Genomic DNA, 21,540 nt, shown 5'->3' on the forward strand with positions numbered 1-21,540 from the left:
CCAGTCTCCTCCAACTGCTCCGGCTCTCGATCCGTTCCGTACGGCGGTCAGAACAAGGGCGCCGCGCTCGGTGCGCGAAGCGAGCCCAGGTGCTTGTGCCACAAGTGGTCGGGGTTCTCCTCGACCTGGCGGGTGATCTCCCGCATGGCGGCGAGCGCCTTGGGCTCGGCGTCGTCGTAGACGTCGCCCTGGAGCATCTTGAGGACGTCCATGCGGTACCGCGGGTCCTGCACGAAGGCCGTGAACAGGATGTTCAGCCGGTAGTAGATGGAGATGAACTCGTACCAATTGCCGACCGCGCGGCGCAGCTTGGACTCGTAGTTGGCGAACGAGGGCTTGCTGAAGTCGCCTTTCTCGGCGGCTTCGATGACGTCGCCGGAGAGCAGGCGGGCGCCGTTGAGGGCGACGCTGACGCCGCTGGAGAAGATCGGGTCGACGAAGCGGGCCGCGTCACCGACGAGAGCCCAGCCGTCGCCGCAGATCTGCTTCATGGCGTAGCTGTAGTCGCCCTCCGACTTGAATGGGCGCACCTGCTGGGAGTTCTTCAGCGCGTCGCGCAGATCGGGGCGGCTGCCCACGCACTCCCAGAAGAACCCTTCGAGGTCCGAACTCGATGCCTTGAAGTGCTTCTTCTGGGTCACCACGCCCACGCTGGTGATGGTGTCGGTGATCGGGATCTGCCACACCCAGGTGTCGGTGACCGGGAGGAAGTGGATGAAGATGTAGTCGGCCTGCTCCTTGTCGACCGCGAGGGCGGAGCGGTCCAGGTTGTCGAACCAGGAGTGGATGGCGTACTGGTTGAAGACCGGGTCGCTGACCTTGAGCCCCAACTGCCGCCCGAGGAAGGTGTTGCGGCCGCTGGCGTCGATGACCATCCGCACGTCGACCGAGGACTCGCGGCCGCCGAGCGGGAACACGATCCGCGGGTTGGGCTCCGAGAAATCCACCTTGCGGATGCGGATGCCCTCGTAGACCTTGGCTCCGAGTGTGTTGGCGTGCTGGAGCATCAGCAGGTCGAATGTCCCGCGGTCCACATGGTAGGTGTAGTCCTGATTGACGCCGAGCTGCTCACGTTCATGGAACTCGATCTCCGCGGACCTGAAACCGTGGGACATCCCCTTGAATCCCATGGTGGGAATGTTCTGCTCCGTGGCCGAGGTCCAGGCGGCGCCGTACTTCCTGGGGAATCCGGCTTCCTCCATCTGCGGCAGGAACCCGATGTCGGCGAGGACCGGTGTCGTGGCGGGTATCAGCGATTCGCCGACGTGCTCGCGCGGGAAGAGATCACCCTCGAAGACCACGCACCTCAGACCTGCTTTGGAAAGGTAGGAAGCAGCCGTGGAGCCGGCCGGACCTCCACCGATGATGCCGATATCGAAGTCAACCTCAGACACAGCTCTCCCTTTCAGTCCTGGTTTATTCGAAACAGAGGGAAATATGAATCAAGATTTCCCTCGGCGTAATCACGAGCCAGCAGGGGGATCTCATCGAACCCATAGACACGCTGGTCGCCGAGTTCGAGCATCCATCCGGAGCTCTCCTGGAATTCGAGAATCTCCTCGATGTCGTAGAAACAGCAGGCGTGGGTGTGCACATGGATATGGCGCTTGATGCACTCGTTGGCCCGGACGTTCTCCAGCCGCATGCCGTGCTTCCAGCCGACAGTGGCCAGCACGCCCTGCCGGCCCAGGGCCCGCAGCGTCGCCCGGTGCACGGGCTTGCCGATGTTGTCGATGACGACGGCGGCCCCGCGGCGCCCGCTGAGCTCGTTCACGATTTTGAGGAAGGTCCGCTCGGACTGGCGGTAGCGCCGCCGGTAGTCCGGGTCGGCCGCCATGCGGTCCTCGTCGTGGTCGAGGTCGGGAAAGAGGCGGCGGTCCACCGGGGTCATGCCCTTCGCCTCGATCTCGGCGAGCCGCTGCGGATTCCCGGAGGCCATCGCGGCCCGGAAGCCCGCGCGTTGCGCCAGTTCGAGCTCGGCCACGGCCACGCCCCCGCCCCAGCCGAACGCCAGGGGCGGGGGATCCATGTCCGCCGGGCTCACGCGCACCTGGGAGCGCCAGCAGGCGTAGGCGACCTTCCAGTTGTCCCATGCCGTCCAGTAGCGCCCGTACGACGCGGCCCACTGCTGGAGCGAATAGCGCGTGTCGTCCGGCAGCGGCAACAGCAGCCGCTCACAGATCTTCGTCCGGCGAGCCAGGACACCGATGGTGCCCGGGGCGTCGTAGGCATGCACCAACTTGACGTAGCCGTGGTCGTCGGTGCGGGCGAAGGCCTGCATCAGGCACAGGTCACCCTCCTTGACCCGGGTCACGCGCTTGCCCGGTCGCACCACTCGTACGACCCCGAAGTTCCCGATGACCATGCGGTCTTCGCCACGTTGCCGGCACACATCGACCGGGGCACGTTCCAGTGCATGACTCATGTTGGCTTCCCAGGAACCGTAGAGCGGTTCCACGAGAACTTCGTCCTCGCCGATATCCGGAAAACTGAATTCCTCTCGCACCAGTTTCCCGGGAACGGGATTTCCGGATTCCGCTCCGGCGGGTCCCGCATGCAATACCCATGCCTCGGTGGTGATCACCTGTGTTGACCCCTCGGTGAGTTCGGAATCACCCGCACCAGGGCGTTCACGAGCCCTCGGAGCGACGCATCGGAATCTACGTTCGAAGCGTTCCGCCCGTCTTCCATCGCCCTGATGAATTCACCGGCCTCCCACCAAAGGATGAGTATTCATCCTTTGGTGGGACCGGGAGCGGCACCGACCGCGTGCACCCCTCCGTCGGCGTGCACGATCTCGCCCGTGACAGTGGGCATCCAGTCGGACAGCAGAGCGCAGACCACCCGGGCGACGGGCTCGCTGTCGGTGAGGTCCCAGCCCAGCGGAGCACGGTGCGCCCACGGTCCGCTCACCGCTTCCGCCCCAGGAATGGCCCGCGCCGCCGCGGTGTGCAGTGGGCCGGCCGCGACGAGATTCACCCGAGTCGCCCGGGCCCCCAGATCACGCGCCAGATAGCGGCAGCAGCCCTCCAGTGCGGACTTGGCGACTCCCATCCAGTCGTACGCGGGCCAGGCGACGGTCGCGTCGAAGTCCAGGCCGACCAGCGAGCCGCCGCCCGACCTGGCCAGCAGCCCGCCGAAACCCCGGCCCATGGCGACGAACGAGTACGCCGAGACGTGCACCGCCGTCGCGACGTCCGGCCAGGGTGCGGTCAGGAAACCCCCGCCGAGGGTGTGCTGCGGAGCGAAGGCCACCGCGTGCAGCAGGCCGTCCACCCGCCCCCAGCGGGCGTCGAGGTCCTTGGCGACGGCGGCGATGTCCTCCTCTCGGGTCACATCGAGCTCCAGCACGTCCGGCGGGTGTGGCAGCCTCCTGGCCACCCGTTCGGTCAACCGCAGTCCGCGCCCGAAGCCGGTCAGCACGAGCTCCGCACCCTGCTCCTGCGCCAGCCGCGCAACGCTCCACGCGATCGAGGCCTCGGTCAGCACACCGGTGATGAGAAGACGTTTGTTCTCCAGCAGCATGGCTCCGCTCCCCTGACCGTCCCGGCTTCTGAGCCCTCCAGAATTCACGTGCCGGAGCCCGGTGAATACGGCCGCACGTCCTCATTCTTTCGGAGGGGACTCCCGGTGATCGAGATCAAGTAATTCCCCACCAGGGATGAGGATTTACGGTGGCAGCAGCCGATACGGTCCTGGAACCGAAGCCTCTGGAGCGTGACATGCCGAAGATCAAGTATCTTTCCCCGGAGTATCTGGCGGAGCTGGAAAAACGGGGCTGGCGAATGCCCGAGAAACCGGGGCTCAACGTGGAGATCCAGCACATCATCAAGGACAATCCGGAAGGCAGTGACATCGAGTACTACTTCCGAATCCGCGACGGCCGACTCGTCGAGGCCAGGCGCGGCAGGCTGGAGCAGCCCATGTGCTCGCTGCGGATGGCGTACAGGACCAGCGTCAAACTGACTACCGGTGAGATCAAGGCGCTCGTCGGCCTCATCACCGGCAAGATCCGGCCGGGCGGCGATGTCGCACGACTGCGCTCGATGATGCCGTCCCTGCAGTCCCCCGAGTTCGAGGCCCTCACGGCCGAGGTGCACCAGATGACCGAGTATTGACCTCCGGCGAAGAGCCGACCCCCGCCGCATCCCTTGACCTAGATGGTACGGACCAATGGCTTCCGGGCCTGCATCGCAGTCCCCTCAGCAGGCCGGCACTTCCGCCTGCGCCGCGCCCCTTCCGGTTACTCTCCTCGCCACGGCGCCCGCGTCCGCCAATGACCGCCGAACTTCCCACTCCCCCGCGTGCACGAACGTCGGCTACTTCACCCAATCGGGTGTCCAGTACACGGAGAACTCCGTCGCCTGGGGGACGCGTGCGCTCGGCGCATTCCTGTTCCTCCCCGGTGGGACGGGGTGCGCCATGAGGGCCGGTCTGCGCCACATCCTCGCGTCGGGGCCTTCGTTGGTGGGGTGTCAGTCAGTCGATCGACGCCGAGTGCCGGAGAAGCAGTGACCGACCCGACCGCCGCCCACCCACCCGCCAACCTGTTGGCGGCCCGGCTGCGTAATCCGTACCCGTACTTCGCGTGGCTGCGCCGTCATGCACCCACCCACCTGGCGCGGCGCCCCGGCAGGCCTGCCGTGTGGCAGATCTCCCGGTACGAGGACGTACGCGCCCTGCTGACCGATCCCCGTCTGAGCAAGGACCCGGGCCGCGTTCCCGGATACGTGCCGGGGCCGGCCGGGCTCAACCGACACCTGGTCCACGCCGATCCCCCCGACCACACTCGCCTACGCGCTCTGGTCAACTCGGCGTTCGTGCCTCGCCGGATCGCGATGCTGGAACCCTTCATCACCGAAGCCGGACACCGCCTGCTGGACGGGATCGAGCACAGCGTGCACATCGACCTGATCGCGGACTTCGCGGCGCCACTGACGTTCCGGATGATCAGCGCGATCCTCGGCGTCCCCGACCGCCTCGACACGCCAGACAGAGGAGGAGCTGCGCTCCACCGCCTACCTTCTGCTGCTGGTCGGCCACGACACCACCATGAACCTGATCGGCAACGGAATGCTCGCCCTGCTCGGTCACCCCGAGCAGGCCGCGCGCCTCACCGCGCAGGACACCGGTCCAGGGCTGCTCACCACCGCCATCGAGGAACTCCTGCGCTACGACTCGCCCGTACGCGACGCGACCTTCCGCTGCGCCACCAAGTCGATCGACCTGCACGGGCGAAACCTTCCAGCATGAGCCAGCGCATTATATTACGTAACCACAAAAGGAATCCAAACCCAGCACCGCGACAACGCCGCCCTTGCCGAATATCTCATCCAGGCTGGGGGGAACTGGCGTACCGGGTGCCGCGGGCCGTCGGGACACCGTCGGACGACGCCGCACCAGGGCATGCCGCTCCCGCTCCGTCATACCGCCCCAGACCCCGTGCTCGATCCGGTGGTTGAGGGCATAGGCGAGGCGCTCGGTCCGCACTTTGCGGTCTCCTCAGACGGTCTGCGCCCGGGTCTGGGTGGCGCCTTCGACGAACAGCTCATCCGGATCGGCCGCACGGCACGCCGCGTGCTCGCTCCACCCTTCGTCCGTGCCCATCCTGATGCCACCCTTCTCCCCGACCAACCGGCCCCGCTCCCCCAACACGCGGAACACGAATGCGAGACCGTACGGCAACCGCAGCCGGGCAGAAAAGATCGTCACCTGCGCTGCCGTGTCACCGTGTCACCTAACGTGGCAGCCAGCTACCTTCAGTGACGAACAGTGATCGTGGCAAGACGGAAGAGACGGGTGGACGACGGATGCGTGGGACGCGACGCGTGACGTGGGTGCTCGGAGCATGTGCGGCAACGCTGACACTGGCGCTGGCGACGCCGGGCACAGCACAGGCGGCCAACGGCGTGCTGATCATCGACGGGGCGCTGCACACGGACCCGTCGGGTTGCCTCCCGCTCGGGGACTTCGCGCCCTCGAAGGTCACCAACCTCACAGACGAGGTGGCCTTCGTGTGGTCAGGGCCCAACTGCACCGGACAGGTGACGCGCGCCGTGCTGCCAGGTCAGGTCGTACGACCGGCCCCCGGCATGAGCCTGTTCATCGCCTGACGGCACGTGGCGTTCGCTCCGCACCCCCGGCTCGCGGGCTACTCCTGACCCGACAGACCGGTGCGGAGCGAACGGGCGAGCCGCTCGCGGAACGGGGCGATCCTGGAATTGGCCAGCTCGCGCCGCAGGACGGCGAGGGGCAACTGAGGCTCGACACACGAAAACGGAACCGACGGCAAAACGTGCCGCGGTGAAGGTGAAGCGCTCCGGGGCTGGTGGAGGTTCGATTCCCTGAGAGGATCGAGTCATAGCCCGTCCATCGCCTTACCCTGCCGAGCTTCGTGAGCGTGCGGTGCGCATGGTCGCGGAGATCCGCACCAACTACCCGACTGAGCGGGCTGCGATGAAGGCGGTCGCCGCGAAGCTGGGCATCGGTTCCGCTGAGACGGTGCGGACGCGGGTCCGCAAGTCCGAAGTCGACGCCGGCCAGCGCCCCAGGGGTGACCTCGAAGGAGGCCGCGGAGATCAAGCGGGGGCGGGCCGGCCACCGGTCCGTCCCCGGTGGACCCGGGCAAGGCCGGCAGCAAGCACCACCACCTGATCGTCGAGGCGCACGCCATCCCGCTCGCGGCAATCACCGCCGGCGGCAACGCAACGACGTCACCCAACTGCTCCCGCTGATCCAGGCCGTCCCGCCGATCCGCGGCAAGCGCGGCCAGCCACTGCGCCGCCTCAAGCACCTGTACGCCGACCGCGGCTATGACCACGAGGTCTACCGGGACAAGGTTCGCCGGTTCCAGATCACCCAGCACATCGCCCGGCGCGGCGCCGGGCACGGCTTTGGCCTGGGCGTCAACCGCTGGGTCGTGGAAGGAACGATCGCGCTGCTGCACTGGTTCCGCCGCCTGCGCATCCGCTCGGAGATCCGCGACGACATCCACCACGCGTTCGTCACCCTCGGCTGCGCCGTCATCTGCCGGCGACGCGACGACTGCGCACGGCACTTTGTTGAGAGTAAGGGCAGGCGATGCGCCCCAGGGGATGGCTTGCTCGATGCGTCAGAACGCATACGTGGCAGTCGGGCCCGCGCAGCCTCACATCAGGGATCTCAGCACGTCGACCTCACAGCCCGGCGCGAAGGGGTCGAAGCCGTGCTCGATCAGCGAGCGAACTATCAGCAGGCTTCGCAACGACCACCACGCATGAATCACGTCGCGGTCGATGTCGGTGCCATAGCCGGCGATGACGTCGTCGAGGTGCTCCTCGTGTCCGAGCGTGAAGGTGGCGAGGTCGTACAGGGCATCACCCTGGCCCGCCTCGGACCAGTCGATGATGCCCGTGACCTCGTCGCCGTCGACGAAGACGTGCGCGATCTGCAGGTCGCCGTGCGTGAACGCCGGACTCCACGGCCGGAGGGCGGCCTCGGCGACCTGGCGGTTGCGGGTGACCAGGTCGGCGGGCAGGACGCCGTTCGTCACGAGCAACTCGCACTCGTCGTCGAGTTCCGCCGCCAGCGCGACGATGCTCCGGCCGGCCCGGCCCGGCCGGGGCGGTAGCGGCGCGTCGTGCAGCTTCCGGATGGCGGCGCCCGCCGCGGCCCACGCCGCCGGCGACCCGGCCGACGGCCCGCCGAGGCGCCCAAGCGTCGTCCCCGGGAGTGCGGCGGTCGCGAGCACGGGCGGCTTGCGCCACAGGACCTCCGGGGTCGGGATCGGCGCGAGGGACATCGCCTCGACCTCGGCGTCGATGCGTGCCTGATCGGCGTCCACCTTCAGGAACACGTCGCCCACGCGCAGAGTCGCGCGCTCTGAATGGGCGACGACGACTTTGACCTCATCCATCGGCGACCAGTATCCCGGGGATGTTCGCCGACGTCGCCGGGATTTCGCGTGCGACTACGCGGCTGACCGCGTCCCGCTACCCAGCGGCCTCGTGCACGACACCGACCTCTGAAAGGCGCATCTACACGAGCGCTACCTTGAGTGACGGCGGCGAACGCGGGCGGGTCCCATTCGGCATCGGTACACCCGTGCCGTGATCAAGAACGTGCTGCGCGCCCTGCCCGCGCTCGCTCTGTCCGTCATTCCCCTGGCCGCCCCCGCCACCGCAACTCCCGGCCCGCTCCGGCCGGCCGGTGAACGGCCGTCGGCCGCTGCCCTGCCCGCTTCGGCTCGCAAGACGCTCCCACCGCCCTCGGCAGCAGACGCGCCCCTGTACCCGGCGCTGGCCTGGATCGAACAGGCAGAGGAAGGCTCCCGGGACGGCTACAGCCGCGAGCAGTTCGGGCACTGGAACAAGGGACTGAACCCCACCGACGGCTGCAACACCCGCAAGGATGTCATCCTCGCCAAGGCCCTGGAGGCGCCGAAGATCGGGCCGAAGTGCGCGCTGGCCGGTGGGCGGTGGTGGTCGCGGTACGACCAGGAGTGGAGCCCGGTGGGGAATGCTTCCGACGGCGCGGGTTGGCGCGGATCTTGAACGCTTCCCGGCGTGTGACGGGTGGCCGGGGGTTCGTGCTGCCGCCGGCGCGGAAGACGTGAAGCGGCAGCAGCACCAAAACGGGTCAACGGGCAGGGTTGAGAAGGATCTTGTGGACACCGTCGGCGCGGCTGTTGAACAGCTCGTACGCTGCGGGGCCCTCGGAGAGGCCATAGCGGTGGGAGACCACGACCTCCGGTGTGATCCGGCCGGCCTGGGTGAGGGCGATCAGGGCAGGGAGCTCGTAGTGGATCGAGCACAGTCCGATGGCGAACTCCAGCTCCTTGACCTGGGCCAGTCCCATGTGGAACGGGAAGGCCTTGTTATGGCTGACCCCGATGACGCTGACTCGTCCGGCCTGCCGGACGGCTTTGAGGGCGAGCTCGATGGTGGCGTCCGAGCCCACGGCTTCTACCACGGCGTGCGGTCCGCGTCCTGCGGTCATCTCCCGTATGGCTGTCCGTGCGTCCTCGCCCTCGACCGGCTCGACACCCAGGGTGGCGGCGAAGGCGCGGCGCTCCGCGACCAGGTCCGCGCCCAGCACACGGGCGGCGCCCATGGCGAAGGCGGATTGTGCGGCCATGAGGCCGACGGGGCCGAGGCCGATGACCAGGACCGTTTCGCCGGGCTGGATACGGGCGCGGCGGCAGCCGTACCAGGCTGTGGGAGCGTTGTCCGTAAGGACGACGGCGGCTTCGTCGGAGACTCCTTCGGGCAGATGCACCAGGTTGACGTCGGCGTGTGGCACAGCCAGGGCCTGGGCCTGGCTGCCCGGAAGCTGCGGGCTCACTCCGTAGCAGAGGTCCGTTGGGGACTGGGCGCGCTCGCACCGGGCCGTGAGCCCGGCCGCGCAGGTTCTGCACAGGGTGCAGCCGACCGAGGCGGGAACCAGGACTCGGTCGCCGGGCTTGAAGCGGGTGACCTGGTTGCCGGTCTCGACGACCACCCCGACGCACTCGTGCCCCGGGGTGTAGCCCGTCTCCGGGCTGAAGCCGTTGCCGCCGTAGATGTGCAGGTCGCTACCGCAGATGCCGGCCGTGGTGACCTGGACGACCGCGTCGGTGGGGCTGGTGACGGCCGGGTCGGGGACGTCTCCGTAGCGGATGTCGTGGCGGCCCTGGTAGGTCAATGCCTTCATGGGATTCCTCCGTCCGGGCGCGGGGCGGCGCCGGTGCAGCACGGGGACGCCGGAGTGGAGAGGTACAGAGCATGGGGGTCGGCTGGAAGCCCCAGGACATGGACCGGTCTCCCTCGCGCCTCAGACGCTTGGATCAACATTTAATGCAACCGTATCATTTTGGCATGAGAGGCTATCATGGGCTCCGTGACAGCCCAAGAGATGCCCGAACAGGCCGCGCCGTCTCGGAGCCGGGAGCCCCGTGACACCCGCGGCAAACTCATCCGGGCCGCCGAGCAGTTGTTCGCGGCGAGAGGGATCGACGGCGTGTCGCTCAGCGAGATCAAGCGGGCCGCCGGCCAGCGAAACGCGATGGCCCTGCAGTACCACTTCGGCGACCGGGCGGGTCTGCTGCGGGCCATACTCGACAAGCACCTCCCTGCGGTGGATGCCCGCCGGGAGGTACTGCTGCAGCAGTACGAGGACAGCGGGACCGCCGATCTTCGCTCCCTCGCCGCCGCCCTGGTACTGCCGGCTGCCGCGAAACTCGCTGATCCCGACGGCGGCCGCGAGTTCCTGCAGATCGTGGCCGAACTGCTCAACCGGCCAGAAGCCCTGGTGGAGGTCGTCGTGACGAAGGGGTCCAGCATCTTCGCGTGGCGGCGCCTGGTGGAGCCTTTGCTGGCTACCGAGTCGACCACGGTGCTCCACACCCGCTTCACCGCCATGCGCTTCTGCCACGCCGAACTCGCCGCCCGTGCCGCCGCCCGCCCTCGCAGGGACGACCGGCTGTTCACCAGCAGGCTGGTGGACCTGGTTACCGCACTGCTGGCCACACCGGTGTCCGAGCAGACCGCACGATTGCTGCACGAGCGAGGCCCGAAGGGTCGGACCCGTCAGCAGGCCTCAACTCGCTGACCGGCCCTTGCAGCCGATGCGCACAGCGGCGGGCATTGCGGCGCCCATGTCTCCCCGCGCTGCGGGAGCTTGCGCCGCTCCAGAGCGAGAGCGAGCAGCCGCGTTCGTGCCGCTGTGATCTGCCTCCGGCAGGGCGGGAGATGCTCCCTATCCTCTGCGGGACCTTCGGCGTGGCCCACGTGCACACCGCTGGAAATAGCAAGGTGCCATGGGGTACTCGGAGGACGGCTGGGCCGGCAGGGTCAAGCGGTGCCTTGCTGGGCGGCTGTGGGTGCGCTCCACGATGCCGATCAGGCCCCCTTTGACATCAGGAAACGGCGGTTCAGCGTCCTGCGCGCTAAGCCGGCGACTGGCTCCGCGGGTTTTCGACAGATCCCAGTCCGGCGTTCCAAGTCCATCGGCCTGACCTTTCAGTGCTGCCTACTACCGGTAGTTCGTTGAATCCGGCGGTGGTCTGGGTTGACGGCAGGTCGGGTTGGTCCTAGGTCGGCGTCGATTCCGAGTCTGGCGCCGTGCTCGATGACGGCGTTCTTGAAGCCGGTGTCGACCCCGCTCTTGGAGAGGGTCGGGTAGGTCTTCTTGGCCTGGTCAAGGAGCTGGATTCCGACGGTCTTCTTGGCGGCGTCGGTTCCCTGGCTGGTCAGGGGCACAATGGTGGAGGTCTTCACGCACTGGGTGTCGATCACGGAAGCGGCCGGTTCGGGCTTGCGTCCTTCTTTCACGCGGGCCAGGCCGGTCAGGTCGTAGTTGAGCTGGGTGAGGATTCCCTCGTCGCGCCAGGCGGCGTAGTAGGCGTAGACAGTGCCGTGATTGGGGAAGTCGTGCGGGAGGTATTTCCGTGGGGTTCCGGTGCGGTTGATGTAGAGGAGTGCATTGAATACGTCGCGCAGGTCGACCTTGGCCGGCTGCCCGGTGGACCTGCGGTCGAGCCGAGCCTTTCTCCAGGCCGTCAACGTCGGCTCGATTAAGGCCCATCGGGCGTCGGACAGGTCACTGGGGTACGGCTTCCGATGGCTCACGCCGTAGCGTGATCATGGATGCGGCGGACGGTGCTGTTCCGCTGCTGCTGGGCGTTTCTGGCTGACCTTCAAACCAGACGGACTTCGTGCACGAGAACCGGAGTAAACGGGCGGCCAAGTTCGCAGCTCGATGAACACAAGGGTGCGCGTATAGGGCAAACGCCTCAAGCCTGACGGCCATGAAAGCTACTTACCGACATAGACCATCGCTAGATGCCCAGTCAGAGTTGCTCTGCTTGATTCCCCAGGCGGACCTTCGCTGACTGGTGGACGAGCGCCACATGTGAGGGGTCGACCGACAGCCAGCCAGCACCAGGGCTGTGGTGGCTGGTCCAGGGTGGGCGCAGCGCATCGCATCTACTGGCAGCTGCACAGTGCCCAGACCGGGCTCTGCCGGGACTGGGCACTCCGTCCTGGTCCGCGTCTTACGCGGTGGCGCCTGATTCTCCGGCGGCGGCTTGTTCGCTGGCGGTCAGCTCTTCCATCGCTGCTGTGTCGGTGCCGGCAGCCTGCAGGCCGTATCCGCGGTGTACGACCAGGAGCTGGTTCTTGGTGCCGCGCGGGTCGCGGAAGGCGACGGCGGCCGGGCCGGCAGCGCTGTTGTGACCGGGGAACAGCTGGTCGGAGCTCCACGAGGTACCGCTGCAGGTGGCCCAGTACAGGTTCTGGTCACCGCCTCCGTAGCCGCGGTGGACGCAGTACAGCTTGCTGTCGAAAACAGTCAGGGCCGGACCTTCCAGGCTGTGGTGGGCGGGCAGCGCGGTGTCTGTGCTCCAGGAGCTGCCGTCGTAGGTGGCATGCCATAGGCGGGCGTCGTTGTCGGAGCCGCGGTGGACGAGGTGGAGCTTGCCGCCGAACTCGGCCATGGCCGGGTTCGCGGCGCTCATGTGGCCCGGCAGCTGGGTGTCGGGGCTCCAGGAGCTGCCGTTGTAGGTGGCGTGGTACAGGCGCTGGTCGCTGCCCGCGCCGCGGTGGACGAGATGGAGTTCGCCGCCGAACTCGGCCAGCGCCGGGCCACGTGAGCTGTGGTGACCGGGCAGCCGTTCGTCGCGGCTCCACGCGGTGCCGTCGGAGGAGAAGGTATGCCACAGACTGGTGTCGCCGTTACCGCCTCGGTGGACGACGTGAAGCTTGCCGCCGAACTTCGCCACGGCCGGGCCGTCGCTGCTGGCGTGAGCGGGAAACTGCCGGTCCTCGCTCCAGCCCTTGTCGGGGTCGTACGTCATCCACCACAGGCGCTCGTCGCCGGCGCCGCGGTGCACGCAGTAGAGCCGGCCGTCGAGCTCAGCCAGGGCAGGGTTCGAGGCGCTCACGTGGGCGCGGAACTTCTGATCCTCGTTCCAGCCGCTCCTCGGCTCGAACACGGTCCACCACAGGCGGGGGTCCTCACCAGGCCCCTTACCGATGGGGATCAGCATCCCCGGCGCAATCCACGGAGAGACGAGCTTGACCCCATGGCCCCTGTCCACCTCGCTGATCCACCGCTCCTTCAGCTCGCAGTACGCCTCCACGACTCTGCCGAATGGCTGCGGAAGGATCTCTCCGGCGACGGCACCGACGAGGGAGGCGATCTGCCCAGCAACGTCGGCCGCCTCGGAGTTGAGGTGGAATTCGAAGCCCCACCACTTCGTGACGGCCCAGGCTTCCAGTCCACGGGCGGCGAGTTCCTTACGCGCCGCCTCGGCCTCATCTACAGCCTGCGGCGACGGCTCAGGCTGACCGGTGCCCGATGGAGCCGTACTGTTCTCTTCCCCAGTCACGAATTCCTCGGTGGCCATCGTGTTCTCTCCTGACTGTCGTGACGGCGGCACGCGGCCACGACAGCCGCCGTCAGGCGTGCCCCGCCGGGCTCCTGCGACGCTAGTGACCCGACGGCCAGCAATCAGCACAGAGTGACATTCTTTGCGCTCAGCGTAATCACAGAGAAGGACAGAAGGCTGATTTGATCCAAAGATCACAGCTTGTCCGAATCTGGCGAGCTGGTGAGGTCCGGAACCTTTCGTAGCCCTGGCCGCTTGGGATGTGCTGGTGCCACAAACGGCTCGCGAGGCGGCAGCACAACCGCGCAGTGCGATATGGCTGCACCACTGCTTCCCCCTCTCCTTCCGCGAGGCCGGGGAGTTGCTCCTGGCCGGCGGGATCACCGCCTCCCACGAGGCCATCCGGCAGTGGTGCGACCGGTTCGGCTCCCACTACGCCGCAGGGTTGCGCGGCGGGCGGCCGCAGGCCGGAGACAAATGGCACCTGGACGAGGTGTTCGTGAAGACCAACGGGGTGCGGCACTACCTGTGGCGGGCCGTGGCACCGTCCTGGACATCCTGCTGCAGTCCAAGCGGGACGCGAAGGCCGCGAAGCGATTCATGGCCAAGGTGATGAAGAAGCAGCAGAGGGTGCCGAGGGTGCTGGTCACCGACAAGCTCAAGAGCTGCGGCACCGCTCACCGCTCCCTCATGCCCTCCGTCAGGCACCGTTCCCACAAGGGCCTGAACAACCGGGCCGAGAACAGCCACTAGGCACCTCTAAGCCTTGATTGGTGCGGCCGACCTGGCGGCCTGCTCGATCTTCGCGCAGTAGACTGCACGGGCTTCCTCGTCGATCTGCTGCTCGTTTTCGGCGCGCACCCCGGTCCGGCCGTCGAGGCCCTCGCGCAGGATATCGGCGTGCCCGGCATGCCGGATGGACTCGCCGAGGACATGGACCATGACGGCGAACAGGTTCGTGTTGGGATAAGGCTCCGGCCACCACGGCACGTGGCCGGGGGCGTCGAGGGGAAGCTCGTTGATCGTCGCGTCCGAGTGTTCCCACGTGCGCCGGTAGAACCCGATGATCTGATCGCGGGTCTCGTGCTCGGTCGCCCACAGATCGCTGCCGTTGGAGTCCTGCCACCGGGGCAGCGGTTCCGGGGAAGGGCGGTCGAAGACCTCGCCGAAGTACCTGGCCTCGACGGTGGCCACGTGTTTGACCAGGCCGAGGAGGTTGGTCCCGGTCGCTGTCAAAGGTCGGCGGGCGTCGTATTCGGACAAGCCGTCGAGTTTCCAGAGCAGCGCTTTGCGGTCCCGCCGCAGTCTCCCGTGCAGGTTGCCTTTCGCGAATGCATCGATCATGTGGCATGAGCCTGCCATGGGCTGCTCGTGGTCTCAAGATCCCGTATGTGGTCCGCAACGACTGGCAGAGCCGAGGCCAGGCCATGGCCGCCGCCCTGACCTGCTACAAGAAGCTCGCGAAACTTGCCACGTGAGACAACCTCTAAGGTGATCACATAGAAACCGAAGAGTGTTTTCGCCCATTCGGGCATGCGGTCCACGGCGGCAATCCTGACAGGCCTGCGCCTGGGCGGTGCTGAAAGTCGGGTTCTGACCGATGCTGTCTTCCGGCACGCCGTATCCGCTTCGGCACGCCGTATCCTCTTCGATCTGCCCGAGATCCTCCCGAGCGCGCGGAAGACGATCGCGGGGGCAGCCAGGCCCCTTCGTGGATGACGGCTCGGGTTCTGGTGCCAGGGGATCTCTTTCTTGCGGTAGGCGTCGAAGGCCGCGCTGCGCAGGGAGTGTCGGGAGTGCAGGGCCCCGGTCACGAGAGGAACCTGACCTGGCACTGGTTCACCTCCGCGCACTGGCGTTCCGTGCTGCGCTCAGCATCGCCGCAGGAGGAGGAGGAGGCGACCAGCCTGTCGTACGTGGCCGACCTCAGGGCCATCCTCGCCCAGCGCGGCCACGACTCCGCCGCCGCGACGCTGGTGGCCGATCTGCGCGCGACAAGTGCGGAGTTCGCCGACATGTGGGACCGGCATCGGGTGTCGACGCTGCACTGCTCGACGAAGTCCGTGGTCGACCCCGCAGGTGGGACGCCTCGATCTGGACTGTGTGGTCCTCGCCGGCCCCCTGTCCCGGCAGCGGCTGCTCCTGCTGCAGCCCGTGCCGGGCACGCCGACCACGGACCGCTTGAACCGCCTCCGGCGGTTGATCGAGGAGGTCAGCTGAAGAGGACGCCCCGCAGTATCCGCGTGAGGTGTTCGGCGAGCTGGTCGGACGGCATCGAAGCGAGAGGCTCGGTCCGTGCGATGTACCGGCTGAACGCCACCCCGATCATCTGCGCCCCCACGAGCGCGACGCGGGTGTCCAGGTCGTCGCCGGGGGCGGCGGTCTCACCGGGTGACAGGACGGACCGGTAGACGGCGGTGCTGTGCTCCTGCATCGCGAACAGGAGGTCCGACGCGGCACGCTGGTCGGACGCCGCGCTCCGCAGCAGGGCGATCAGCGGATCGTTGACGGCGTCGGTCTCCAGTCGCCGTACGAAGGCACGGGCGATCCGGTCGGGCAGCGTGGCGGGGTCACCGGCCGCGACGTCCTCCAGGTCGCGGTTGCCCGGCACCGCGGCGAGGAACAGCCTTTCCTTGGAGGTGAAGTGACGGGTAATCAGACCGTGCGTGACGCCTGCCCGGCCGGCGATCTCACGGAGGGTCGTACGGGCGTATCCGCGCTCGGCGAAGGCTTGGCGGGCCGCCTCGATGATGGCCGCCCGGTGTCCCTCGGGATCCCTCCGGCGCCTGCGCGGCTGCTCGGCGACCGGATCTGCGTCGTTCACGGCACCTCCTTCATGTGATCACTCTACGGCGGCGCGACACATTGTCCGCCGCCACTGCTACGTTAGTATCCACTTGGATATTAACTAGCGAGACGGATCCCGTAGTGAGTGTTGAGACACCCGAAGGCGGCGCGGCGGTCGCCGAGACCCGCCTGCTGCACAAGATGCACAGGGCCGCGACGTCCTTGCTGGCGGAGGCGGCGCAGCGGGACACCGCCCCCTCCACGGCACTGGCGGAGTTGCGTGACTTCCTCGTCGCGGCGCTGCGGCACCACCACGAGAGCGAGGACGACGTGCTCTGGCCTCAACTGACCGCCGCGGATCCCGCGGCGGCCGCCGGGCTGGCGGACCTGGCGGCCGAACACGACGCTCTGGACGCGGCACTGGACGCGCTGGCGGCCGCTCCCGTGCGGGATGCCGACGAGCGGACGGCACTCGTCGACGCGGCGGTGGCGGTACGCGACCTGGTGCACGCCCACCTGGAACACGAGGAGCCGCTGCTGTTCCCGGCGCTGACGACACACATGTCCGACGAGACCTGGGCGGAGTTCTCCCGCACGGTCATCGCCTCGGCCCCGCCCGTGGGTGCCCACCTCAACATCGGCTTCTTCGAGCAGGTCGGCACTCCCGGCGAACTCGCGGCCGTCACCGCCAACCTGCCGCAAGCCGCCCTGCACCTCGTCCCGGCCATGCGCGAGCAGGCCAAAGCCACCCTCAGCAGCCTCCAGGCCACCGAACCCGAAAGGACCTTCACAGCATGACCAGCACACTCATCGTCGGCGGCAGCGGCGGACTGGGCGGCGTCATCGCCGAGCACTTCGCCAGCCGCGGCGACGACGTCATCGTCACCGCCAGGAACAAGGCGCGGGCCGAGGCCGTAGCGGCGCGCATCGGCGGCGGCACCCGCGGGCTGGCCCTCGACCTCGGCCGGCCCGAGACCATCGACGCCTCGCTCGCGGACGTGACCCAGGTAGACCATCTGGTGATCACCGCCGTGGGCCAAGCGGTCAACACACTCGCGGAGTTCAGCATCACGGACGCGGTCTCGGCAGTGACCATGAAGCTCGTCGGCTACGCGGAGACCGTCCGCGTGCTGCGCGACCGGTTCACCCCACAGGCGTCGGTCGTGCTCTTCGGAGGGCTGGCCAAGGAGCGCCCGTACCCCGGCTCGACGATCGTCAGCACCTTCAACGCCGGGATCACCGGCCTGGTCAGGACCCTCGCGGTGGAGATCGCGCCGCACCGCGTCAACGCCCTGCACCCCGGCCTGATCGGCGACAGCCCCAAGTGGCGCGACGTCCCCAACCCACCGCACTCCGCCCAGACACCGATCGGACGGCTGGTGACCATGGCCGAGATCGCCGACGCCACCGACTTCCTGCTCCGCAACACCGGCATCAACGCCCACGACCTGCACATGGACGGCGGCCTGCTAGCCACCTGACGGCCCGGTACTCACCGAGTGCCACATCCGCCGACCCAGCGCTGACCTCTTGACGGCAACGACACGAACGTACGAACGGATGCGCGACATACAGCAGGCCCTCCTCCCAACAGCCGCACCCACGCACAGAGGCAGACAACACGCAGACCAGGTACTCCGGTTGCTGCGCGAGTCGGGGCCCATGACGCGAGGTGAGCTCGGCGCACGGTGCGGGCTGTCGCGTACGACGCTGTACAAGGTCGCCGGCAGGCTCGTGGACAGTGGGCTGGTGATCGCCACGGTCCCGGACACCGAACCACGGCGGCCGGGGCGCCCTGCAGCCCTGCGGAGAAGCTCGCTCTCCATCCGGCGGCCGGCCGCCTGCTGGGCATCGACTTCGGCTGACACCACGTCCGGCTGGCCGCGATCACTGTGGCAGGCAACGAGATCAGGACGGAGCGGCGGGACACACTCCCCCGCCGCTCCGTGGTCCGAGCGCATCGCCATCGCACGACAGCTGGCCGCAGGACTGACCGGTGCCGTCCCTCGCCTCGGCCCCCTCGGCGATGTGGGAGTCTCGGTGGCAGACCCTGCCACCGCCTCCTTCGCCTCCGACGACGAGCGGGCGTTGGCCGACACGCTCGGCCGTGGCCTCGGCGCCCGGGTGCGGCTCGGCAACGGTCTGCCGCTGGCGGCGCTGGCCGAGACCGTGTGGGGCGCGGCCAAGGGCCTGACGGACGTCCTGTACCTGGAGTTGTCGGACCGTGTCGGCGGCGGCCTGGTGACCGGCGGTGTGCTGCACCGCGGCACTCACGGCCGGTCGGGCGGGTTCGGGCACATCCTCGCCGAGCCCGAGCGTGTGTGGAGCGAGCCGAGGTGTGCGCGATTTCGATTGCCGGAGGTGAGGGAGTCGCCGGGAGAGGCCGCCGGCGCAGGCGATCCCCCCGCCGGGGCAGAGACGGCGGCACACACGGAGCGCGCGGCGTCCAGCGGCTCCTGCATGCCGGCCACCATGCAGGCGAAGTCAGTGCCCTGCGCATCGGTACACCGCGTCATTCCGAAGGAATGCGAAACTCGAATTCGGGACGGTCCCACGGCACCGCGGGCGGGTTCGCGAACGCGGTCCCGATCCGCACCGCACCAACGCGGTAGTAGAAGTCCTCGGCGGGAACATGCGACACGACCATGACACGGTCGAGCCCGGCGGCACGGGCCTCCGACTGCATGTGCGCGACGAGCAGTCGACCAATACCCCGTCCTTGAGCTTCGTCGGCGACGAACAGCAGGTCGAGCTCCGGTGGAGCGAGGACGAGCGAGTAGAACCCGAGAACCCGGCCTCCATGCTCGTCGGCGCCGACGGCTACGAATCACGGCACGCCTTCGACGATCGATTCGCGGGGCTCCGCGCCGAGGTAAAGCAACACGTGCTCACGGCTGACGCAACGGACTGACGTCACCTGAAGGCCCCAACTCAATGCCTCCGGCCGCCACTCAGTCCATCTTGGATGGTTCCGGTCCTGCGAAGACAGCCAGCTCGAGCTGCCGACGCTGCGCGGCACGCGCCATCCAGCCGTCGTAACTAGGATTGATCCGGTCTCGTGTCCCGGGAGCCGTACCCGGGTCGCCAAGTGAGTACGCATCGGAGAGCTGCTGAGTGACGCCGCGCCCGGCCTTGACGACCATCGCCAGCAACCGGGCCGTCGGACGCCGCCCCGAGGCCCTCGCGGAACGCACGTGACCGCGGCCCCGCCCCGGCGCGCACCCGGCTGGCCTGGCTGCGTGCCGGGGCGGGCCCCTGGCGTCGGTCAGCCCCCCGGCACAGGCGGCAGCGCGAAGTTCTTGGACGTCACCTTTCCCGGGGCGTACTGGTTCTTCACCCGCCCGGCGTGCAGCGCCGCGAAGGTCTCGTCGTTCGCCTTTCCGGTGACCGTGAGGCCCACGTCCCGCTGGTAGTGGCCGATCAGGTCCGACAGTTGCTGATTGGCCTCGAAGTCCGTGTGCGGCTGCGTGTTGAGCAGGTAGATGTTGTCGGCGCGGTTGTAGAGGCCGTTCCCGTAGGAGGCGCCGTCGTCGAACACCTCCGTGTCGGCCCACAGGACGGCGCTTGTCATCCAGAGCACGTCGGGGTTCTTCTGCCCCGGCTGGACGACCGAGGTGTCCGAGCCGAAGTGGGCGAACTTCAGTGCCGTCATCGTCGACCGGCCGAGGTTGCCCAGCCCGTCGGTGTCCACGGTCAAGCCGTCGTACCGCTTGTCGTTGGCCTTCTGGAAGCACTTCAGCGCGGTCACGGTGGGCCCGTCCATCATCCCCAGGGTGACGTGCTCGGTGAGCTTGCAGGGGTCGGAGCCGGAGAGGGTGGAGAGCCGGACCTGGGCGAACTGTATATACATGTTGGGTCCGTCACCCGGCCGCCAGGGAAGCGGGCCGTGCGGGCCGTCGGACTTGTCCCCTCCTCCGCCGGACTTGTCCCCTCCTCCTCCGCCGCCTCCGCCGGACTTGGACCCCCCGCCGCCACCGGACTGCGCGGCGGGCGGCGCCGAGGCGGCCGATGACGCCGTCGGGGACGGGAGGGTGACCGGCATGGGAGGACTGGGCAGTGCGGTGACGTCGACCGGTGCCATCTGCTCGGTCGCCAGGCTCCTTACCTGCGGCTTGAAGGCCAGCCAGAGCACCACGAAGGTGATCAGCAGCGCGAGGAGGAGGCTGAGGAAGGCCGCCGGCCAGCGGGGCAGGACCCCCTTCTGCACATAGGTCCCGGGCACCGCCATCGGCTCGTGGCCCGAACGCTGCACCGCGAGGCTGAAGGGCCGGTTCTCCTTGCCGCCGAACCAGGTGATCTGTCGCGGCTTGAGGGTGGCCTTGACGAAGGCGGCCCGGCCCGGCTCGATCTGCACATTGGACGGGCGGATGTCGTACGAGAGCTGGTCACCGTTGTCGCTGCCGTTCACCGAGGCGGTCAGCTTGGTGTTGCCGATGTTGTCGATGGCGAGCTTCGGGCGGCCCCGGAAGCGGCCCTTGACGGTGTGCGGGACCAGTTCCGCCCGTATCTCCGTGAAGGGGGTGATGGTGAGGTTACCCTCGGGGACGGTGGTCGCCTCCGGCTGCTCCGTGGGGATGACCTGGATCGCGTAGGGGTGGGGCCCGGCGGCCGCGTCGGGGGTACGGGGCGGCGCGAAGGTGAGCTCCACGGAGTCCGTGGTGCCCGGATAGATACGGAGCGTCGACGGCGACACCGTGACATACGGTGCGATGTCACCGACCGGCATGAACCGGTACTCGTCGACGACATCGCCGGTGTTGCGCAGCCGCAACCGCACGGTGGCGGTGCCGCCCGGGTCCACGGTGGTGGAGGCGGGTTCCAGGTCAGTCCAAAGGCTCACAAGGCGACCGTACGATTTGAGGCACCGCCAGAACACAGGCCTCCGTATCTGATCGCTGCCCGATCATCCCCTCACCCTGCCCTCCCGGCCCGAAGCGGCCCCTTGTCCCGCAGCGGGTTGCCGGGTGATGCCCGGCAGACGTCGGACCAGCGGGAAAGCCTCACGCCGACAGGTGCTGACGGGCGCCGACAGGTATCGGGCCGCTGACCAGGCAGGGCCGTACCCGGTGAGCCGGAGACACCCGTGCGGTGCCGGAGCCGCGCCCGGAGCCCAGAAGGGCAGGCAGTTGTGCCCCGCGCGAGGTACGGAAGGTCGTTTCACCTTCCACATACCGGTCACGAGGGAGCGCCGAACAGGCGTTCTCCGCTTGGGTTTGCCGGGCGCGGCCCGTGCTGGACGTGCGGCGGAGGTCCTGCCGCCCCGTTCGGCCCGAGCACACCGATCACCTTGCCGGCCGGGACCTCCAGGTCAACGCCGTCCAGCGCGCCCCTGTCCCCGTGACGTTTGATCAGACCCTCGGCCCGGATGGCGTACGACATCTGCGCCCTCCCCGCCTCGTCGCCCGTCC

General features: G+C 68.2%; 19 protein-coding genes and 8 pseudogenes. 14 read left to right on the forward strand and 13 right to left on the reverse strand.

Translation table 11 applies throughout. The features are described 5' to 3' along the window. Positions 1-47: 47 nt before the first annotated feature. From IPZ69_RS15290 to fabI, 3 genes are all read right to left on the reverse strand, one after another. A complete protein-coding gene (locus IPZ69_RS15290; protein ID WP_235454667.1) occupies positions 48-1,394 on the reverse strand; it encodes an NAD(P)/FAD-dependent oxidoreductase in 1,347 nt (448 codons plus the stop codon). An 11-nt stretch (positions 1,395-1,405) separates the two neighbouring features. Beyond that, the gene (locus IPZ69_RS15295) at positions 1,406-2,584 is read right to left on the reverse strand and encodes a zinc-binding alcohol dehydrogenase family protein (RefSeq protein ID WP_235454668.1); all 1,179 of its coding nucleotides are present in this window, start codon (positions 2,582-2,584) and stop codon (positions 1,406-1,408) included. Positions 2,585-2,733: 149 nt separating this feature from the next. Further along, positions 2,734-3,525: an enoyl-ACP reductase FabI gene (gene fabI, locus IPZ69_RS15300; protein WP_235454669.1), complete on the reverse strand. Its 792-nt coding sequence runs from the start codon at positions 3,523-3,525 to the stop codon at positions 2,734-2,736. A gap of 197 nt (positions 3,526-3,722) precedes the next feature. Between fabI and IPZ69_RS15305 the strand changes: the two genes are divergently transcribed. Continuing rightward, on the forward strand, positions 3,723-4,118 hold the full coding sequence (locus IPZ69_RS15305) for a hypothetical protein (RefSeq protein WP_235454670.1): 396 nt from the start codon (positions 3,723-3,725) through the stop codon (positions 4,116-4,118). 675 nt (positions 4,119-4,793) lie between these two features. Here the strand turns inward: IPZ69_RS15305 and IPZ69_RS15310 are convergent. Then, positions 4,794-5,015 carry a hypothetical protein gene (locus IPZ69_RS15310; RefSeq protein WP_235454671.1) on the reverse strand — a complete coding sequence of 74 codons (222 nt, stop codon included), beginning with the start codon at positions 5,013-5,015 and terminating at the stop codon, positions 4,794-4,796. 37 nt (positions 5,016-5,052) lie between these two features. On the opposite strand from IPZ69_RS15310, the gene IPZ69_RS15315 reads away from it, so the two are divergent. Further along, positions 5,053-5,253: a cytochrome P450 gene (locus IPZ69_RS15315; RefSeq protein WP_235454672.1), complete on the forward strand. Its 201-nt coding sequence runs from the start codon at positions 5,053-5,055 to the stop codon at positions 5,251-5,253. Between the two features lie 9 nt (positions 5,254-5,262). On the opposite strand, the pseudogene IPZ69_RS47395 reads toward IPZ69_RS15315, so the two are convergent. After that, positions 5,263-5,607 (reverse strand): annotated as a pseudogene (locus IPZ69_RS47395) (WhiB family transcriptional regulator). A gap of 221 nt (positions 5,608-5,828) precedes the next feature. Here IPZ69_RS47395 and IPZ69_RS15330 point away from each other — a divergent pair. The 3 genes and pseudogenes from IPZ69_RS15330 to IPZ69_RS15340 all read left to right on the forward strand — a co-directional run. After that, the gene (locus IPZ69_RS15330) at positions 5,829-6,113 is read left to right on the forward strand and encodes a hypothetical protein (RefSeq protein WP_235454674.1); all 285 of its coding nucleotides are present in this window, start codon (positions 5,829-5,831) and stop codon (positions 6,111-6,113) included. Between the two features lie 247 nt (positions 6,114-6,360). Beyond that, positions 6,361-6,586: pseudogene (locus tag IPZ69_RS15335) on the forward strand (IS3-like element ISMyma3 family transposase); the annotation flags it as partial. A 4-nt stretch (positions 6,587-6,590) separates the two neighbouring features. Then, positions 6,591-7,039 (forward strand): annotated as a pseudogene (locus tag IPZ69_RS15340) (transposase); the annotation flags it as partial. Between the two features lie 108 nt (positions 7,040-7,147). Here IPZ69_RS15340 and IPZ69_RS15345 read toward each other — a convergent pair. Then, positions 7,148-7,894 carry a phosphotransferase family protein gene (locus tag IPZ69_RS15345; protein WP_235454675.1) on the reverse strand — a complete coding sequence of 249 codons (747 nt, stop codon included), beginning with the start codon at positions 7,892-7,894 and terminating at the stop codon, positions 7,148-7,150. A 193-nt stretch (positions 7,895-8,087) separates the two neighbouring features. Here IPZ69_RS15345 and IPZ69_RS15350 point away from each other — a divergent pair, with 193 nt between their 5' ends. Beyond that, positions 8,088-8,531 carry a hypothetical protein gene (locus tag IPZ69_RS15350; RefSeq protein ID WP_235454676.1) on the forward strand — a complete coding sequence of 148 codons (444 nt, stop codon included), beginning with the start codon at positions 8,088-8,090 and terminating at the stop codon, positions 8,529-8,531. An 85-nt stretch (positions 8,532-8,616) separates the two neighbouring features. Here IPZ69_RS15350 and IPZ69_RS15355 read toward each other — a convergent pair whose 3' ends face one another. After that, on the reverse strand, positions 8,617-9,669 hold the full coding sequence (locus IPZ69_RS15355) for an alcohol dehydrogenase catalytic domain-containing protein (RefSeq protein WP_235454677.1): 1,053 nt from the start codon (positions 9,667-9,669) through the stop codon (positions 8,617-8,619). Between the two features lie 186 nt (positions 9,670-9,855). On the opposite strand from IPZ69_RS15355, the gene IPZ69_RS15360 reads away from it, so the two are divergent. After that, positions 9,856-10,566, forward strand: coding sequence for a TetR/AcrR family transcriptional regulator (locus tag IPZ69_RS15360; protein ID WP_235454678.1), 711 nt, complete (start codon positions 9,856-9,858; stop codon positions 10,564-10,566). Positions 10,567-11,033: 467 nt separating this feature from the next. On the opposite strand, the pseudogene IPZ69_RS15365 reads toward IPZ69_RS15360, so the two are convergent. Together IPZ69_RS15365 and IPZ69_RS15370 are read right to left on the reverse strand one after the other, a co-directional pair. Further along, positions 11,034-11,585: pseudogene (locus IPZ69_RS15365) on the reverse strand (transposase); the annotation flags it as partial. 425 nt (positions 11,586-12,010) lie between these two features. Next, on the reverse strand, positions 12,011-13,363 hold the full coding sequence (locus IPZ69_RS15370; protein WP_235454679.1) for a hypothetical protein: 1,353 nt from the start codon (positions 13,361-13,363) through the stop codon (positions 12,011-12,013). A 244-nt stretch (positions 13,364-13,607) separates the two neighbouring features. Here IPZ69_RS15370 and IPZ69_RS48080 point away from each other — a divergent pair. After that, positions 13,608-14,095: pseudogene (locus IPZ69_RS48080) on the forward strand (IS6 family transposase); the annotation flags it as partial. A gap of 9 nt (positions 14,096-14,104) precedes the next feature. On the opposite strand, the gene IPZ69_RS15380 reads toward IPZ69_RS48080, so the two are convergent. Further along, a complete protein-coding gene (locus tag IPZ69_RS15380) occupies positions 14,105-14,689 on the reverse strand; it encodes a DinB family protein (RefSeq protein ID WP_235454680.1) in 585 nt (194 codons plus the stop codon). A gap of 5 nt (positions 14,690-14,694) precedes the next feature. Here IPZ69_RS15380 and IPZ69_RS46955 point away from each other — a divergent pair, with 5 nt between their 5' ends. The 3 genes and pseudogenes from IPZ69_RS46955 (at position 14,695) to IPZ69_RS15385 (ending at position 15,565) form a co-directional block, all read left to right on the forward strand. Next, positions 14,695-14,823: a hypothetical protein gene (locus IPZ69_RS46955; RefSeq protein ID WP_268834606.1), complete on the forward strand. Its 129-nt coding sequence runs from the start codon at positions 14,695-14,697 to the stop codon at positions 14,821-14,823. Between the two features lie 237 nt (positions 14,824-15,060). Continuing rightward, a pseudogene (locus IPZ69_RS47765) lies at positions 15,061-15,369 on the forward strand (MmyB family transcriptional regulator); the annotation flags it as partial. A gap of 55 nt (positions 15,370-15,424) precedes the next feature. After that, positions 15,425-15,565, forward strand: a complete 141-nt coding sequence (locus IPZ69_RS15385) for a hypothetical protein (protein WP_235454681.1) — start codon at positions 15,425-15,427, stop codon at positions 15,563-15,565. Here IPZ69_RS15385 and IPZ69_RS47405 read toward each other — a convergent pair. After that, entirely contained in the window at positions 15,558-16,169 is a 612-nt protein-coding gene (locus IPZ69_RS47405; RefSeq protein ID WP_235454682.1) for a TetR/AcrR family transcriptional regulator, read from the reverse strand. The genes IPZ69_RS15385 and IPZ69_RS47405 overlap by 8 nt on opposite strands. Positions 16,170-16,273: 104 nt before the next feature. On the opposite strand from IPZ69_RS47405, the gene IPZ69_RS15395 reads away from it, so the two are divergent. From IPZ69_RS15395 to IPZ69_RS47770, 3 genes and pseudogenes are all read left to right on the forward strand, one after another. After that, on the forward strand, positions 16,274-16,930 hold the full coding sequence (locus IPZ69_RS15395; protein ID WP_235454683.1) for a hemerythrin domain-containing protein: 657 nt from the start codon (positions 16,274-16,276) through the stop codon (positions 16,928-16,930). After that, positions 16,927-17,613, forward strand: coding sequence for an SDR family oxidoreductase (locus IPZ69_RS15400; protein WP_235454684.1), 687 nt, complete (start codon positions 16,927-16,929; stop codon positions 17,611-17,613). The genes IPZ69_RS15395 and IPZ69_RS15400 overlap by 4 nt, the downstream gene beginning before the upstream one ends. A 181-nt stretch (positions 17,614-17,794) precedes the next feature. Further along, positions 17,795-18,436 (forward strand): annotated as a pseudogene (locus tag IPZ69_RS47770) (ROK family protein); the annotation flags it as partial. 208 nt (positions 18,437-18,644) lie between these two features. Here the strand turns inward: IPZ69_RS47770 and IPZ69_RS15405 are convergent. Together IPZ69_RS15405 and IPZ69_RS15410 are read right to left on the reverse strand one after the other, a co-directional pair. Then, a pseudogene (locus IPZ69_RS15405) lies at positions 18,645-18,959 on the reverse strand (GNAT family N-acetyltransferase); the annotation flags it as partial. A gap of 438 nt (positions 18,960-19,397) precedes the next feature. Further along, complete coding sequence (locus IPZ69_RS15410) at positions 19,398-20,972, reverse strand: COG1470 family protein (protein ID WP_235454685.1); 1,575 nt, start codon at positions 20,970-20,972, stop codon at positions 19,398-19,400. Positions 20,973-21,540: the final 568 nt, after the last annotated feature.

Source organism: Streptomyces olivochromogenes, assembly GCF_021538895.1.
GTDB lineage: Bacteria > Actinomycetota > Actinomycetes > Streptomycetales > Streptomycetaceae > Streptomyces > Streptomyces olivochromogenes_A.